This is a genomic window from Embleya sp. NPDC008237, assembly GCF_042956465.1.
Lineage (GTDB): Bacteria > Actinomycetota > Actinomycetes > Streptomycetales > Streptomycetaceae > Embleya.
Genome location: NZ_JBIBGL010000001.1, coordinates 527754 through 543016, shown reverse-complemented (window position 1 = coordinate 543016; position 15263 = coordinate 527754). Strand labels below are relative to the sequence as shown.

Genomic DNA, 15263 nt, shown 5'->3' with positions numbered 1-15263 from the left:
GTCCGCCGACCCGACACCGCGCCGGCGCCCCGGCCCGCTCCGGCTGCGCGACGGACGGGCGACCGGTCACCACCTCGGCGCCGGCGGCCCTCCCGGATCGGCTGCCGATCGGCCCGGGGATGCGACTCGGCCTCCGCGCAGATGTGCCCGCAGTGTGGCGATCTCCTCCCGCAGGCGCTCGGCCGATGTCCGGGACCGCGGGTCGGCGCGTGGGATTCGGGCGGCCACGAGGGCGAGTTGGGCATCCTCGATCTCCCGGATCAGCACCCGTGCCGGTCGCGGACGCGGGCCGCCGCGAGCCTGTCGGCGGCCGTGTCGGCGCGGCAACAACGCGGCTTCCTCCGGCCGGATCGCACCGGTTGCCGCCTCCTCCGCGGCCACCTCCCGGAACCGGGCCAGGTAGTGCCGACGCGCGGTTCGGTAGACCAACAGGGCGATCGCGAGGTTCACCGCGACCTTCACGATGCCGCGCCACCCGGGTAGGAACGGCGCGTTGAAGAACCAGTGCATCCCCATCGCCGTCACCCAGCAACCGAGCGCGACCGCCACCCGTCGAGCCGGCGGCCGACCGTCGCGGGCGACCAGGTAACCGACACCGGTGCCGGCCACCGCACTCATCGCCCAGTGCGAACCCCACCCGGTGATCCCCACCCGGGCCGCGAACGACGCGTCCACCGACGCACCGGGATCGGTCGCGCCGTCCAGCAGGATGGTGTTCAGCGCGTACAGCAGGTTCTCCACCGCCTGGAAGCCCAGGCCGACCAGGGCTCCGTACACCCAGCCGTCGATCGGCGCGCGGATCGCGCGCGAGGCGATCAGCGCGAGTATGAGCACACCGCACACCTTGAGCGTCTCCTCGTTGAACGGCGCGGTCGACGCGGCGCCCCACCTGTCGGCGAAGTCCACGCCCCGGGTCTTCGCCCAGATCCCGCCGAGCCCGCTGTTGGCCAGGATCGCGCAGCCGGTCGCGGCGGTCATCCCCCAGCCGACACACATCAGCGAGGTCGCGTGCGCGGGCGCCACGACCGGGCGGATCCGGCGGGGCAGCAGGTAGCCGACGCCGAGGGTGAGCAGGAGCAGAAAGCCCGCGAGCGCGGCCGCCGCCGGGAACACCCGGACCACGTCCCGGTATTCGTAGGCGATTACACCGAGGCCGAACAGGCACGCGAGCAGTGCCACCGTCGCGGCGACCGGTGCGAGGCGCTCGCCGGCCGGCCGGACCCCGACAGCGCTCACGCCGCCGCCTCGGTGAACGTCAGCGACCGCATCACGTCCCGTACCGGCAGCCATTCCGGATCGGTGCTGTCCGGCGGCGCGAGCGCGATCAGCCGGATCGCGAACGCGTCGTCGGGGCCCGGATAGATCACCGCCCGTCCGGTGTCACCGCCCCGGGTCAGCGTGCCGGCCATGCCCTGCGCGCCGGCGTCGGCGACCACCGGCCCCGGCGGGCCGAGCCGGGCGTGCCGGTCGGCGACCCGGACCGTCTCGCGCAGCCCGCTCCACAACGCGGCCGCGTCGTCGCTCCGAGGCAGCGAGATGTACGCGATCGACAGGTCGACGTCGCCGTGCCGCAGCACGAACACCCGCGAGGGGGTGGTCGCCGCCTGGTCCAGCGTCCACCCGGAGCCGACCCGGAACCAGGCGCGATGGTGCTCGTCCGGCCCGACCCGGAACACCGTGCCCGCCGTGACCCGCTCGTCGCCGGCGATCCACGACCCGATCAGCGGCCACCCGCCGGCGAGCAGCACCAAGACGGCGGCAACCGCAAGCGGCCCCCACCAACGAGCCCGCCGCGGCCCGGAGCGGATGCGGGCGTCGGTCATGTCTCCAACGTCCGACGAACCCCGGGATTCCGCCCGACGAACATCGGCCGTCGGGCGGAATCGGTCCCTCGAAAGGGTTGGCCGAACCGCCGGGGTGGTTACGCCCTGCCGTCGAACCCGACCGGGGTCAGAGGCCGAACTCGACCGGCGCGAGGTCGAGTGCGAAGCACGCGTCCCGCACGACGGCCTGCTCGGTCTTGTCGAAGTGGCCGTCGGCGCCGCCGATGACGATGCCGATCTGGATCACCGCGCGCGCCTCGGTCGGCTTCTTCTTGACCTTGCCGATGTCCTGGAGCAGGGACACCTTGCCCAGCTCGAAGTCGGCGGTGAGCTTGGCCAGGTAGGCCTCGAAGCGCTGCTCCAGGTCGCTCGCGGCGAAGTTGCGCAGCACGTCGTTGGTGGTGATCAGCGCGGTGACGCGCTGCCGCTCGGCCGGGTCGATCGAGCCGTCGGCCGCGGCCACCAGCGCGCAGATCGCCATGCTCGCGTCCCGGAAGCCGCCGCTCTTCAGCTCGTTCTTCTTCGCCTCCAACTGTCCCTGCATCGTCTGGGCCGACTGCTTGAACTTGTCCCACAGAGCCATCGAGGTCCCCTGTCCCGCGCACACGCACGCACGCTTCGAGCCGTTTATCTACAGACCCGTAGAAGATACCTCTCCCCGACAACACCTGCAGAATCCATTCGGCAATCACCGGCGCCTCGGGTCCGATCGGTCGCACCCGGTCGGACCGGTGCTCCGTTCACACACCGCGCGTTGTCGTGGCGTACGGGGACTCATCGGCCGGTACGCCCGCCCGTTCTCCCGCCCCGAACAATACGATCACCCGAAATCCCCGCTGTTGCCCGGCTTCCGAGACCGCCGTCGAAAAGAATTCGGCCGCCCCTGTAACACCCGTCCTCGCCCGGGCGTGTTTGTGCCGAACCGACGAACACGAGGCGCGACGAGAACGGAGGCATCCGAAGGACATGCCGAGAACCGACAGCACGGCGGATGCCGAGCGAAGAGCCGAGTTCGACGCCTTCTATCTGGCCACCGCACAACGTATGACCGGCGTGGTCTACGCCCTGACCGGCAATCTCGCGGACGCGGAGGACGCCGTCCAGGAGGCCTACTCCCGAGCCTGGACGCGCTGGGCCACACTCACCGCCTCCGGGGATCCGACCGGCTGGATCCGCGTCGTCGCCCGGCGGATCGCGGTCGGGAACTGGCGGCGCGCGCGCAACCGTATGCGTGCGCACTTCCGGCACGGCGAAGCGTCACCCGCGCCGGCGATCTCGGCGGATCACGTCGCGCTGGTCGCGGCGCTGCGCCGGCTGTCATCCGGCCGGCGCGAGGCGATCGTGCTGTTCCACCTGTGCGACCTCACCGGTGCCGAGGTGGCGGCCGAGCTGGGGATCAGCGAGGGCGCGCTGCGCACGCGGTTGACCCGCGCCCGTGCGGACCTGCAACACCACCTGGTCGAGACGACCGGGGCGGACTCGATGACGAGGGAGACGGCGAAGGCATGAGCGAGCACAAGCACGAGGACATCCTGATCGACCGGTTGCGCGAGTTGGCGGGCGGCGCCGAGACGGCGGCTACCCTGGCCGCGCCGGAACGCGTCCGCACGCGCGGCACGCGCCGGCGCAACCGGATCCGGATCACGGGGGCCGGCGCGCTGACCGCGTGTGTGGTCGCCGGAGGGGTCTGGGTGAGTCAGCCGGACGAGGCGCGGCAGGAGCGGATGGGGACGGCGGCCGGAATGCCGTCCGGGGTACCGTCCGGCGTGACGGCACCGCCCGACGGGACCGAGCGGATCGGTCTGATGAACGCGTCGTACCTGCCCACCGCGGCCGGCGTGGAGTGGTCGACCCGGACCGGGATGCCGCTGATGCAGTCCCTCGACACCCAGGCCAAGCTCTTCGGTCCGTGTGCGTCCACCTCGCTGCAATACGCCGGCGGCGCGACGCTGAGCCAACACGCCACTGCGGCCGGCAGTCACGTCAAGACTTTGGTGACCAGCACGTACTTCTCGAATGTGAGTCCGCGAACCACCGAGGCCAACGCGCAGCAGATCTACGCCTCATGGCAGGTCGCGGCGGCATCGTGCCTGACCCACGTACCGAGCAACGTGCCCGGCACGGATGTCTGGTCCTGGACCGGTGACGGCAAGCGCGGAACGGTGGTGACCACCATTCGCGGCCATGTGCTGGGGTGGATCGCCACCGAGATGGTCGCGGCCGATCCGGAATACCCGCTGACCGCCGAGGTCGGCCCGGCCCTGATGGACGAGGCGATCCTGACCGAAGACCCTTTCCCGTCCGGGACCACCCCGCTGCCCGAGGCCACCGGCCGGACATCCGAAAAGTAGAACCCCGCCCCGGTGGGGCTGTGCCCGGGGCCGGTCGGTACGGCCGGCCCCGGTGTGCGCGGCTCAGCTCGTCAGGGCGCTCTTTGCCTTCCACTGGGCGTAGCTCAGTTGCCAGTTGCCGAAGCCGTTGCCGGGTTCGGTGGCCTCGGTGTTCGTCGAGCCCTTGACCACGACCGGGTCACCGACCTGGACCCGGTTGTAGAACCACTCGGCGTCCGCGACGGTCATCCCGACGCAGCCGTGGCTGGTGTTCGCGACGCCGATGTTGGCGGTGTTCCACGCGGCCGAGTGGAAGAAGGTGCCGGAGGAGGTGAAGTGCACCACCCACGGGACGTCCGGGAGGTTGTAGCTGTCCCCGAGGCCGACCGTGGTCGAGTCGAGGGTTTCCTTGGCGTTCTTGTTCAGGATCACGTGTGTGCCGCCGCGGGTGGGGAACTCGCTCGAACCGGCCGACATCTTGATCGTCTTGACCGCCACGCCGTCCTCGATCACGGTCAGCCGGTGCTTGGGGACGTCCACCTCGACGACCCGGTTCGTGCCGACCGTGAAGGTGCTCTCGTAGTCGCGGGTGAAGTACGCGCCCGGGGCGCCGGCCACCCCCGCCAGGTTCGCGTTCAGGGTGATCCTGGTGCCGCTCGGCCAGAACTCGCGGGGCCGCCAGTCGACCCGGTCCTTGCCGGACTGGTCCTTGGTCCAGCCCCACGAGCCCTCGACGTTCGGGGTCGTGGTGACCTTGAGGTTGCGCTCGACCTCGGCCTTGTCCTTGACCGCGTGGTCGAACATGATCGACACCGGCTGGCCGACGCCGAAGGTGCCGCCGTTGGCCGGCCGCAGCGTGACCTTGTTCACGATGTCGGCCTTGAGCGTGCCGAACCTGCTGGTGGCCGAGGCGGTCTCCACACCCTTCTTGTCACGCGTGGTCACGGTCACCGTGTAGGCCGCGCCCGGCACGGTCCGCGTGGTCGAGGTCCAGGTACGCCCGTCCGGCGCCACCGTGCCCTCGATCGCCCGGTTCTGCGCGTCCACGACCCGCACCGATCCCAGCGTTCCGGAGTCCGCGGTCACCGTGATCGGCTTGCCCGGCACGACCCCCTGGGTGCCGTCCACCGGATCCACGCTCACCCGCGCCGGTGTGTCCTTCGCCTCATTTTCGCCCGAGCCCGGCTTCGCCTGCGCCGCATCCGACTTCGTCGCCTTGTCGGACCCTCCCGAGCCGCACCCCGTGAGCAGTACGGCAGCCGCGGCAAGCGGCAGCGCGACCACGCGAATTCCCTTGCGGGAGCCGGATATCAGGGGCTTTCGCACGTGCGGACCTCACGAACTTGGACGACCGGGGATCGTTCAACAGTAACAATGCGGATCAATTCCCCATGCCCGTGGGCGATGTGACGGTGTCGACACCGCTGCGACGCAACCGATCCCCCGACACGACACGAAGCCGCGCCCGGGAAATTCCCGGACGCGGCTTCGGAGTTGCCGATCGTGCGCAGGCCGGCCCGCCGATCGACCGGCGGGTGCCGGCTACGCGGCGGCGGTACGCCGGCGCGGGGCGCCGCCGCCGGCGGCGGAACCACCGGTACGGGCCGAGGAGGCACCGGCCGCGGTGGACGGACGACGTCCGGTACCGCTGCCGCCACCCTGACCGGGACGACGACCGCGACCACGGCCACCGGCCGAGCCACCGCGACGCGGGGTCTCGGAGACCGGCGAGGAGATCACGACCGGGATGCCCGAGGGCACCTGCGCACCGGTGACGCGGGTGAGCTCCTCGTCGCCCGAGCGGACCTGGATGGTCGACGCCTCGATGCCGGCGATCATCATCAGGCGGGCCATCTCCCGGCGCTGGTTCGGCGTGACCAGCGTCACGACGCTGCCCGACTCGCCGGCGCGGGCGGTACGACCGCCGCGGTGCAGGTAGTCCTTGTGGTCGGTCGGCGGGTCGATGTTGACGACCAGGTCCAGACCGTCCACGTGGATCCCGCGCGCGGCGACGTTGGTCGCGATCAGCGCGGTGACGTGCCCGCTCTTGAACTGCTCCAGAGTGCGGGTGCGCTGCGGCTGGGACTTGCCGCCGTGCAGCGCCGCGGCGCGGACGCCGCTCTGCAACATCTGGCGGGTGAGCCGGTCCACCGCGTGCTTGGTGTCCATGAACATGATCACCCGGCCCTCACGCGCCGCGATGTGCGTCGCGGCGGTGTGCTTGTCGGCCTCGGTCACGTGCAGCACGTGGTGCTCCATCGTGGTGACCGCGCCCTGCGAGGGGTCGACCGAGTGCACGACCGGGTCGGACAGGAAGCGCTTGACCAGGCGGTCGACGTTGCGGTCGAGCGTGGCCGAGAACAACATCCGCTGGCCGTCCGGCTGCACCTGGTCGAGCAGCGCGGTGACCTGCGGCATGAAGCCCATGTCGGCCATCTGGTCGGCCTCGTCGAGCACCGTGATGCCGACCGCGTCCAGTCGCGCGTCGCCGCGGTCGATCAGGTCCTTGAGGCGGCCCGGGGTGGCCACCACGACCTCGGCGCCGTTGCGCAGCGAGCTGGCCTGACGGCCGATCGACATGCCGCCGACGACCGTGGTCATCCGCAGCTGGACCGAGTTGGCGTACGGCATCAGCGCGTCGGTGACCTGCTGTGCGAGTTCGCGGGTGGGCACCAGGACCAGGGCGAGCGGCTGCTTGCTCTCGGCCCGCCGACCGGCGATCCGGGCGAGCAGCGCGAGGCCGAACGCGAGCGTCTTGCCCGAGCCGGTCCGACCGCGACCGAGCACGTCCCGGCCGACCAGCGCGTTGGGCAGCGTGGCCGCCTGGATCGGGAACGGCTCGGTGACACCCTGACGGGTGAGCGCGGACAGCAGCGGCTTGGGCATGTCCAGCTCGGCGAACGCGTCCACCGCGGGCAGCGACGGCGTGGTGCTGACCGGCAGCGCGAACTCGGCCACGGGACCCGCGGTCATCGGCTTGCGACGGTTGCCCGACGGGGCGCCGCCACGGCCGCGGCCGCCGCCGGAGCCACCGCCGTAGCCGCCACCGCGGCCGGAGGCGCTGCCGCCGGTGCGGCTGTATCGGTCGTTGGAACGGGGGGTGCGATTCATGGAGAACCTTCCTCGATGCGGCGCGTATCGAGGACGTCTCCGCGGCATGACGCCGCACAAGGAGTCGCAAGAACGAGCCGGACTAGCTGAAAAAGAACCGACGTGGTGACTCGGGTCACTCGCGTCGAGATAGTGCGCAACGGTCGGGCGCCTGCCGAAGAGCGGCGGCCGATGTGCCGGACCGTGCGAGGCCGCGCGACGAGGTCGCGTCGGGCAGGGTCCTGATCGGCGGACATGGAGCGTCCGCCGGGGGTGGTGCACCGTGGCCTTCCCGGTCGGAAGGACCGCCGCCCCGGAGGGGGCCGCCGGCCACGGGAAGGGCCCGCACCTTGCGGCGCGGGCCCTCGCTGCGCGGCCGAGGCCACGCCCATGAGACAGGTCAGACGATGTTGATGTTCTCCGCCTGCGGGCCCTTCTGGCCCTGCGTGACGTCGAAGGAGACCTTCTGGCCCTCCTGCAGCTCACGGAAGCCCTGAGCGTTGATGTTCGAGTAGTGGGCGAAGACGTCGGGGCCGCCACCGTCCTGCTCGATGAAGCCGAAGCCCTTTTCGCCGTTGAACCACTTCACGGTGCCAGTAGCCACGTATCTTCCCCTTCGGGGCAGTACCGGGATCTCGCACCCTGCGAAACCCGAATCGTTGCTGATTACCCCGCCCGGAGTTGGACACCGGAAAAACAAAAGTGCACCTGTTGGCTACAACCAGCAGGCGCACAGAAAATTCCATGGGAACCACAGCAGCAATTAACGTTAGCACGCCGGACGACCCGGCCGGCGGGATCCTCTCGATCTTGTGCCGGCCGCATGCCCGGACACCGGGTGCGACCATGGACGCTGCGCCGGTCCCCCGGCCGATCTCCCAGCCTCCCGAAGGGTTCGCGTGTCCTCCTCCGACTTCCCCGCGTCCGACGACTCGGCCCAGCCGATCTCCCTCTCCACCATCGGCAACCCCCTCACCCTGGAGGACGTCAGCGCCGGCGGCGGCTGCGGCGACGGGTGCGGGTGCTCCGGCGGCGGCATCGACATCGACGCCGATCTGCTCGACGCGTTCGTCACCGAGCAGGTGCTGGTCCGCCTGGAGTCCGAACCGGCCTTCGTCGCCCGGTCCATCGCGGCGCTGGCCGCCGGTGACGACCTCGATGCCGAACTGGCCGAGGAGATCGAAGAGTTGGAGTCCGACCCGGTCCTGCTCCTGGACGTGCTCGGGGCCACCCGGGAGACCCTGCCGGACATGGAGTCCGACGCCGTGGTGCTGCTCTTCCGCTACGTCATCGACCACGTGGCACTCGGCCCGGAGGAACTGCCGCTGGAGGAGCGCGTGCAGATCGAGTGGCGGGTGCCGCCGGTTCAGGTCTGACCCGAACGCGCCCCGCCCGGCTGCGCCGGTCCGTTCCCGGCGACCTCCGGGAGCGGGTCCGCGGTCGGCGGGAGCGCGGCATCGGCCGGCGCCGCGTCCGGCGCCGCCGGCCGCAGCCGTCCCGAGAACAGGTAGCCGGACCCGAGGCCGATCAGCGCCGCCGAGACGTGCCCGATCGTGGTGAAGTCCGGCAGATCGCCGTACCACCGCACGGACGAGAACGGGTAGAGCAGGCACCCGAGGGCCCACCAGGGCCGCAGCCGCCCGGGCAGCAGCGGCGTGATCGCCGCTATGGCCGCCATCGAGGCGTAGCTCACCCCGTAGTCGAGCGTGTACCGGGTTTCCGGTGGGTAGGTCCCGGCGTCGATCGCCACGATCAGCACCACCGCTGTGACGAGCGTCGCACCCACGTGTCCGAGCACGGTGACGCCGACCGCCCGCAGTGTGCCGACCCGCTGCTCCAGATACGCCATGCACACGCCGAGCCCGAACCCGATCGTCAGCACGTTGCCGGACAGGGTGCCGTGCACGTCCGCGACCATCAGGCTGCCCGCCATCGCGCGCAACGGGTGATGGTGCAGGTTGTCGAGGTTCGTGCTGATGTCGTCCAGGAGCCGATCGGCGTCGGTCTCGGACATGAGCCGTCCGACCACGACGCCGGTGATCGCGAGCAGGACCAGGACGGCGAACGTCGCCGGGCTGCGTCGCGGGTATCCGACCAGATCGCGCAGATGGCTCGTGGGATTCCGACTCACGGTGCGACTCTCCTTGGGCCGGCGCGGGGACGCGGCACGAAACCACCATGCTGCATCACGGACCGGGTCGCCGCGGCTCGGCCCCGGGCCGGGGCGGCGGACAATTCGGTGGGCACCGAAAGGACCGGCCCCTACCGTCGTGCTCGCAAGCGCGTCCGCCACCGGCGAACGCTTCGGCAGCGGCCGAGTTGGGCCGCCGGCACAGGGGGGTCCGCACGATGTCGGATACACGTCTTCACCCGGCGACCGGCGGCAACCGGCGCGCCGTGGCGGCCGCCGCCGCCACGGTCGTGTTCTGGGCGTCCGCGTTCGTGTCCATCCGCAGCGCGGGCGCGCACTTCGCGCCGGGCGCGCTGGCCCTGGGCCGGATGCTCGCCGGTTCGCTGGTGCTCGGCGCGATCCTGCTGATCCGCCGCGAGGGTCTCCCGCCGCGCGCCGCGTGGCCCGGCATCCTGCTCTCCGGGGTGTTGTGGTTCGGCCTGTACATGGCGGTGCTGAACTGGGGCGAGCGCGAGGTGGACGCGGGCACCGCGGCGATGGTGGTCAACATCGGCCCGATCGCGATCGCGCTGCTCGGCGGCTGGTTGCTGGAGGAGGGCTTCGCGCCGCGCCTGCTGGCCGGCATCGGCGTCTCCTTCGCGGGCGCGGTCGTGGTGGGCGTCTCGATGTCCGACGGCGGCGGAGCCCCGCTGCTGGGCGTGGGCCTGTGCGTGCTCGCCGCGTTGTCGTACGCGGCCGGCGTGGTCGCCCAAAAGCCCGCGCTGCGGCACACCTCCGCGCTCCGGGTCACCGCGTACGGCTGCTTCGTCGGCACGGTGTGCTGCCTGCCGTTCGCCGGCCAACTGGTCGAGCAGACCGCCGACGCGCCGCTCTCGGCCACGCTCAACGTGATCTACCTGGGCGTCTTTCCCACCGCGCTGGGCTTCACCACGTGGGCGTACGCATTGGCCCGCACCACTGCGGGCCGGATGGGCAGTACGACGTACGCGGTGCCGGCCATCGTGGTGCTGCTCGCCTGGGTGTTCCTGAGCGAGGTGCCCGGCCCGCTGACCTTCGTCGGCGGCGCGTTGTGCCTGGCCGGCGTCGCGGTCTCGCGGGGCGGCGCTCGGCGGCCGGCCGACGGGCCCGACCCGAAGGCCGCCGATCGGCCGCCGGTGCGGCAGGATCTCCCCGACGGTGACCGGACGAGGGAGATGTCGTGACAGCGGTGGGTCGGGTCCTGGTGGACCGGTACGAGCTCCTGGAGCAGCGCGGTCGCGGTGGCCTCGGTCGGGTGTGGGCAGCGCGCGACCTCACCGAATCCCGCGACGTCGCGGTCAAGCTGCTGCACGGCCCGCCCGACGAGGAGGCCGCGGCGCTGTTCGTGCGCGAGGCGCGCGCCGCGGCGGCGCCGGCGCATCCGGGCCTGGTCGCCGTCCTCGACGTCGGGCAGGACACCGACGGCACCCCGTTCCTGGTCACCGAGTTGCTCGCCGGTCGCGACCTGCGGGCGACGCTGCGCGCGGGCCTGCCGGAGCCGGCGACCGTGGCGGCGTGGGCGACGCAGGTGTGTGCCGCGCTCGGGCACGCGCACCGGGCCGGTCTGGTGCACGGCGACCTCAAGCCCGCCGATCTGTTCGTGGGCGAGGACGGCCGGGTGCGGGTGCTCGACCTCGGCCTGGCCGGGCACCTCGCGGCGGTCGCCGCGACCGGCACGCGCCTGCTGGGCACACTCGCCTACACCGCACCGGAGCGGCTGCGCGGGCATCCCGCAGAGCCGCGCTCGGACCTGTACGCCCTGGGCTGCGTGCTCTACGAACTGCTCACCGGGACACCTCCGTTCGGCACCGCCGACGTCGCCGCCACGGTGTACGCCCAGCTCGACGCGATTCCGGAACCGCCCGAGCGGCGCCGCGCGGACGTGCCGGGGCAGTTGAGCCGGCTGGTCCTGGACCTGCTGGCGAAGGACCCCGCGCGGCGCCCGGCCGACGCGGCCGCGGTCGCCGCGCGGCTGGCCGAAACGCCCCCGGCGGCCCCGGCGGACCGGCCGCGGCCACCCGTCGCACCACCGCTGATGCCGGCTCCGCCGGTACCGCCCCCGGCCGCCCCGCCGCAGCCCCCGCTCGGCCCGCCCCCGGCGGCTCCGTTCCCGGCCCCCGTCGCGGCGCCGTTCCCGACCCCCCTGGCGGCCTCCGGCGAGGACGAGGAGCCGCGGCTGCGTCGGGCGGCGGCGGCCGGCGATCCGGACGCCGCCGTGCAACTGGCCTACCACCTCGCGGACACCGGCCGCGAGACCGAGGCCGAGGCGCTGTACCGGGAGGCGCTGGCCCGCGACCACCCGGAGGCCGCCAACGACCTCGCCGACCTGCTCGCGGCCCACGACCGAGCCGGCGAGGCCGAGGAGTTGTATCGCCGTGCGTTGGCACAGGGCCACCCGGACGCCGCGAACAATCTGGGCCGCCTGCTGGTGCGGCTCGGCCGGGCACCGGAGGCCGAGATGCTCTTCCGGCACGCGTCCGCACACGGCCACGACGACGCGGCGAACAACCTCGGCCTGCTCCTCGCCGGCTCCGGCCGCCCGGACGAGGCCGAGCAGTTGTTCCGGCACGTCTATGCGCAGGGCCATCCGGACGCCGCGGTCAACCTGGCCGGGTTGCTGGGTGCACGCGGCCGGTTGAAGGAGGCGGAGAAGCTCTACCGCCGCGCCTGCACCGAGGGCCACCCGGACGCCGCGCTCGGCCTCGCCGTCCTGCTGGAGCGGCGCGGGCGCACCCGCGAGGCGGAGGAGATGTACCGCCGCGCCCTGGCCGAGGGGCACCCGGCGGCGGCCGGTCGGCTCGCCCGCTTCCTCGACGCCCACGGGCGCGGGCAGGAAGCGATGTGGCTGCGCTCGTAGCACCGACGTGTGGCGGCGGGCCGGACCGTGCCCGTCCGGCCCGCGGGTGCTCGTGTTGCCGCCGGATGCGCCCGCCGCGGCGCCGACCGCCGAGTGCGAAAATCCGCCACGCACGAGACCCCGGTCGGGTCCGTGCGTGGCGGATGGCGTGCTTGCGCTATGTCGTCGGGTCGTCGCGTTCGGCGCCGGGGCGCGAGGCGCCGGTGCCCATGCCGGTGCGGCGGCGTTCGTCCCGGGCTCGCCATTCGGAGACCGTCTCGTCCCGGTCGTAGCCCTGGGCCGCGTCCCAGCGCACGGTCAGTGCGAACAGGACGACCAGGTCGAGCGCGATCACGATGCTGGACCAGGCCGGGTGCGCGGCCAGGAAGCCGATCTCGCCGATGATGTTCAACATCACCAGGAACGTACCGACCACACGGGCCCAGGTCGCTCCGGTGAGCAGCCCTCCACCCACGAGCAGTTGCAACCCGCCGAAGATCAGCAGGATGACGCCCCACGTGTTGTAGTTCCACACCAGGAGTTCACCGGAACGGGTGACGAAGTACCCGTCCGAGAACAGTGCCGTGAACCCCTGGAAGAGGTTGAGGACACCCAGGACGAGCAGGGTGCATCCGGCGAAAGCCACCCACCCGGACCAAGCGCTCGACCTGCGGGTTGTGCTGTTCATGGCCTACTCCCAACCCCGGCCGGGCGGCCGGGAAGGTTTTGCCTCGTACCGATTGCCGGCCGTCGCGGGGACCCGCGACCTTGCAAGTCGGCCTTCTCGCACCTTGGCACGGCTTGACCTGCTTTGCACCTTTTGCCGAGTGAGAGTAGATATCGGGATTTGATGGAACCCGCCCCGGGACACCTGGTCACGAGCGGGGAGGACGACACCGATGTCCGAGTCAGCGCCCGAGTCGGGCAAGCGAACCGGGGGCCGGCACCGGTGGCGGGTCGCCGTGGCTTCCGTACTGGTGGCCCTGGCCTGCATCCTCACCCCGGTCGCGGTGACGGCCGCATGGGCGGACGACGAGGTCGGCGACACCGATCGTTTCGTGGCCACACTGGGGCCGCTGTCCTCGGACCCGGCCGTCCAGGCCGAGGGCGCGGATCGGGTGGCCGCAGCCGTCGTGCAGGCGGTGGACGTGGGCAGCCTGACCGACGCGCTGCGCCAGGCACTCGGGCTTGACCTCGACGGGTCGGGGCCGTTCTCCGGATCGTTGCAGAGCCTGCTCAGGGGCGTGACCGATCAGGCCACACGCGCGTTCGTCACGACCGACGCGTTCGACCTCGTGTGGCGTGACGCGCTCCGGATCGCACACGCCTCCGCGCTGCGCGCACTGGAGGGCAAGGACGACGCCACGGTGACCACGTCCGGCGGCGAGGTGGTCCTGGACCTGGGTCCGATGGTGGACCGGGTCCGGCAGAGCCTGGTGGATCGGGGCTTCTCGATCGCGACGAACATCCCGAGCACCGAGCAGCGGTTCGTCCTGCTGCACCGCGACGGGCTGCGCAAGGGTCAGGACGCGTTCCGGTTCCTGGAAACCGCGGGCACCTGGCTGCCGATCCTGGTGGTGGTGCTGTTCGTCGTGGGCGTCTGCGTCGCACCGCGTCGCCGCCCGGTGCTCATGTGGGCGGGGCTGGGCACCCTGCTCGCCCTGCTCGTGCTCGCCATCGGGCTCGTCGTCGCCCGCCGGTACTACCTCGACGAGTTGCCCCGGGAGGTCTCCCGGGACGCGGCGGCGGCGGTCTTCGACGCACTGGTGCGCTTCCTGCGCGAGACCACCCGCACCCTCGCGGTGATCGCCGCGGCGATCGCGGTCGCCGCCTTCCTGGTCGGCCCCGCGCGGCCCGCCCCGGGCATCCGACGCACCCTGGCCGCCGGCCCCGACGCGGCGGGCGGCGCACTGGCTCGGACCGGCCTGGGCACCGGATCGGTGGGCCGCTTCGTGGCCGCGCGGCGGGGCCCGGTCTACGCCGTGGTGGGCTTGCTGGGCGCGGTCTGGCTGGCCCTGTGGAACCACCCGACGTGGTCCTCGGTGCTCCTGATCGTGGTGGTCGTCCTGGCCGTCGTGGCGCTTTTGGAGGTGGTCGCGGCGGCCGGGAGCGGCAGGCCGGCCTGAGACCTTGTCCGGCTGCGCGGCGGTGGTCTTCGCGCGGGCCGGGCGCACCCCAGGCGCCGCGGCACATCGACCGCCTCAGGTCTGACCCGACGTCTGTCCGGTGCGCCGGAATTCCGACGGCGACTGCTGGACCCGGCGGGAGAACAGCCGGGCGAAGTAGGCCGGGTCGTCGTAGCCGACGTTGCGGGCCACCTCGTGGATGGACTGGTCGGTGGCCAGGAGCAGGCGCTTGGCCCGGGACAACCGGGTGCGCACGATGTACTCCTTGGGCGTGGTGCCGGTCGCGCGCTGCATCTCGCTGCGCAGGCCCGCCTCGTCCAGGCCCAGCCGCCGGGCGTGCTCGCCGACGGTGAGCGGCTCGGTGGCGTGCTCGTCGAAGTAGCGGACCACCCGCGAGCCGTCCTCGTCGACCCGGATCGTCTTCAGGTCGATGATCAACTGGTGCACGATCGCGGAGGTGACCACCTCGCGGTTGGGCGCCCCCGGCTCCACCGCGGTCAGCAGCCGATCGAAGCCCTGGCGCAGCGGCCGTACCCCGCCCAGCGACATCACCGGCTCGGCCCGGTCCAGAAAACCCAGGTCCTCGTACGCCGCGGCGGTCGGACCTTCGAACAGCACCCAGTGCTCGCGCCACCCGGTCGGGTCGGGGCTGTAGGCGTGGTACTCGCCGGGGAAGAGCAGGAAGGCCGCCGGCGCCTGGACCGGGATGCGCGGCGCGTGCCGGTTGCCGGAGCGGAACCAGCCCGACCCGCCGGTGATCAGGGTGAGTTGGTAGCAGCCCAGCACCCGGCCCTCGAACTGCATCGCGGTGACCTGCTGCCAGCCCACACCCAGGCACACCAGGCCGAGCCGCTGGTGCTCCTTGGCGGGCGTGAGGTAGCGCGCGAAGATCATGGTGCGCCGATCGTA

Annotated in this window: 15 protein-coding genes; 6 read left to right on the top strand and 9 right to left on the bottom strand. The window is 72.2% G+C overall.

The window, feature by feature from the left end; translation table 11 throughout:
• Positions 1-66 precede the first annotated feature (66 nt).
• From ACFZBU_RS02190 to ACFZBU_RS02180, 3 genes are all read right to left on the bottom strand, one after another.
• Positions 67-1236, bottom strand: coding sequence for a PrsW family intramembrane metalloprotease (locus ACFZBU_RS02190; RefSeq protein WP_391581530.1), 1170 nt, complete (start codon positions 1234-1236; stop codon positions 67-69).
• Positions 1233-1823: a hypothetical protein gene (locus tag ACFZBU_RS02185; protein WP_391581529.1), complete on the bottom strand. Its 591-nt coding sequence runs from the start codon at positions 1821-1823 to the stop codon at positions 1233-1235. Before ACFZBU_RS02185 ends, ACFZBU_RS02190 begins: the two co-directional genes overlap by 4 nt.
• Before the next feature lie 127 nt (positions 1824-1950).
• Entirely contained in the window at positions 1951-2406 is a 456-nt protein-coding gene (locus ACFZBU_RS02180) for a tellurite resistance TerB family protein (protein WP_391581528.1), read from the bottom strand.
• A 383-nt stretch (positions 2407-2789) separates the two neighbouring features.
• Between ACFZBU_RS02180 and ACFZBU_RS02175 the strand changes: the two genes are divergently transcribed.
• Positions 2790-3332 (top strand): RNA polymerase sigma factor, encoded by a 543-nt coding sequence (locus ACFZBU_RS02175; protein WP_391581527.1) that lies wholly within the window; start codon positions 2790-2792, stop codon positions 3330-3332.
• Positions 3329-4174 carry a hypothetical protein gene (locus ACFZBU_RS02170; protein ID WP_391581525.1) on the top strand — a complete coding sequence of 282 codons (846 nt, stop codon included), beginning with the start codon at positions 3329-3331 and terminating at the stop codon, positions 4172-4174. The genes ACFZBU_RS02175 and ACFZBU_RS02170 overlap by 4 nt, the downstream gene beginning before the upstream one ends.
• 63 nt (positions 4175-4237) lie before the next feature.
• On the opposite strand, the gene ACFZBU_RS02165 is transcribed toward ACFZBU_RS02170, so the two are convergent.
• The 3 genes from ACFZBU_RS02165 to ACFZBU_RS02155 all read right to left on the bottom strand — a co-directional run bounded on the left by ACFZBU_RS02165 (position 4238) and on the right by ACFZBU_RS02155 (position 7847).
• On the bottom strand, positions 4238-5479 hold the full coding sequence (locus ACFZBU_RS02165; RefSeq protein ID WP_391581524.1) for an Ig-like domain-containing protein: 1242 nt from the start codon (positions 5477-5479) through the stop codon (positions 4238-4240).
• A gap of 216 nt (positions 5480-5695) precedes the next feature.
• Positions 5696-7264, bottom strand: a complete 1569-nt coding sequence (locus ACFZBU_RS02160) for a DEAD/DEAH box helicase (RefSeq protein ID WP_391581523.1) — start codon at positions 7262-7264, stop codon at positions 5696-5698.
• A gap of 379 nt (positions 7265-7643) precedes the next feature.
• The gene (locus tag ACFZBU_RS02155) at positions 7644-7847 is read right to left on the bottom strand and encodes a cold-shock protein (protein WP_020554660.1); all 204 of its coding nucleotides are present in this window, start codon (positions 7845-7847) and stop codon (positions 7644-7646) included.
• A 295-nt stretch (positions 7848-8142) separates the two neighbouring features.
• On the opposite strand from ACFZBU_RS02155, the gene ACFZBU_RS02150 reads away from it, so the two are divergent.
• Positions 8143-8619 (top strand): hypothetical protein, encoded by a 477-nt coding sequence (locus tag ACFZBU_RS02150; protein ID WP_391581522.1) that lies wholly within the window; start codon positions 8143-8145, stop codon positions 8617-8619.
• Here ACFZBU_RS02150 and ACFZBU_RS02145 read toward each other — a convergent pair.
• Entirely contained in the window at positions 8610-9374 is a 765-nt protein-coding gene (locus tag ACFZBU_RS02145; RefSeq protein WP_391581521.1) for a rhomboid-like protein, read from the bottom strand. The genes ACFZBU_RS02150 and ACFZBU_RS02145 overlap by 10 nt on opposite strands.
• 218 nt (positions 9375-9592) lie before the next feature.
• Between ACFZBU_RS02145 and ACFZBU_RS02140 the strand changes: the two genes are divergently transcribed.
• Both ACFZBU_RS02140 and ACFZBU_RS02135 read left to right on the top strand, forming a co-directional pair.
• A complete protein-coding gene (locus ACFZBU_RS02140; protein ID WP_391581520.1) occupies positions 9593-10576 on the top strand; it encodes a DMT family transporter in 984 nt (327 codons plus the stop codon).
• Positions 10573-12249 carry a tetratricopeptide repeat protein gene (locus ACFZBU_RS02135; RefSeq protein ID WP_391581519.1) on the top strand — a complete coding sequence of 559 codons (1677 nt, stop codon included), beginning with the start codon at positions 10573-10575 and terminating at the stop codon, positions 12247-12249. Before ACFZBU_RS02140 ends, ACFZBU_RS02135 begins: the two co-directional genes overlap by 4 nt.
• Before the next feature lie 157 nt (positions 12250-12406).
• Here the strand turns inward: ACFZBU_RS02135 and ACFZBU_RS02130 are convergent, their stop codons facing one another.
• Positions 12407-12916, bottom strand: coding sequence for a hypothetical protein (locus ACFZBU_RS02130; RefSeq protein ID WP_391581518.1), 510 nt, complete (start codon positions 12914-12916; stop codon positions 12407-12409).
• A gap of 211 nt (positions 12917-13127) precedes the next feature.
• Here ACFZBU_RS02130 and ACFZBU_RS02125 point away from each other — a divergent pair, with 211 nt between their 5' ends.
• A complete protein-coding gene (locus tag ACFZBU_RS02125; RefSeq protein ID WP_391581517.1) occupies positions 13128-14354 on the top strand; it encodes a hypothetical protein in 1227 nt (408 codons plus the stop codon).
• A gap of 75 nt (positions 14355-14429) precedes the next feature.
• On the opposite strand, the gene ACFZBU_RS02120 is transcribed toward ACFZBU_RS02125, so the two are convergent.
• On the bottom strand, positions 14430-15248 hold the full coding sequence (locus ACFZBU_RS02120; RefSeq protein ID WP_391581516.1) for an AraC family transcriptional regulator: 819 nt from the start codon (positions 15246-15248) through the stop codon (positions 14430-14432).
• Positions 15249-15263 lie beyond the last annotated feature (15 nt).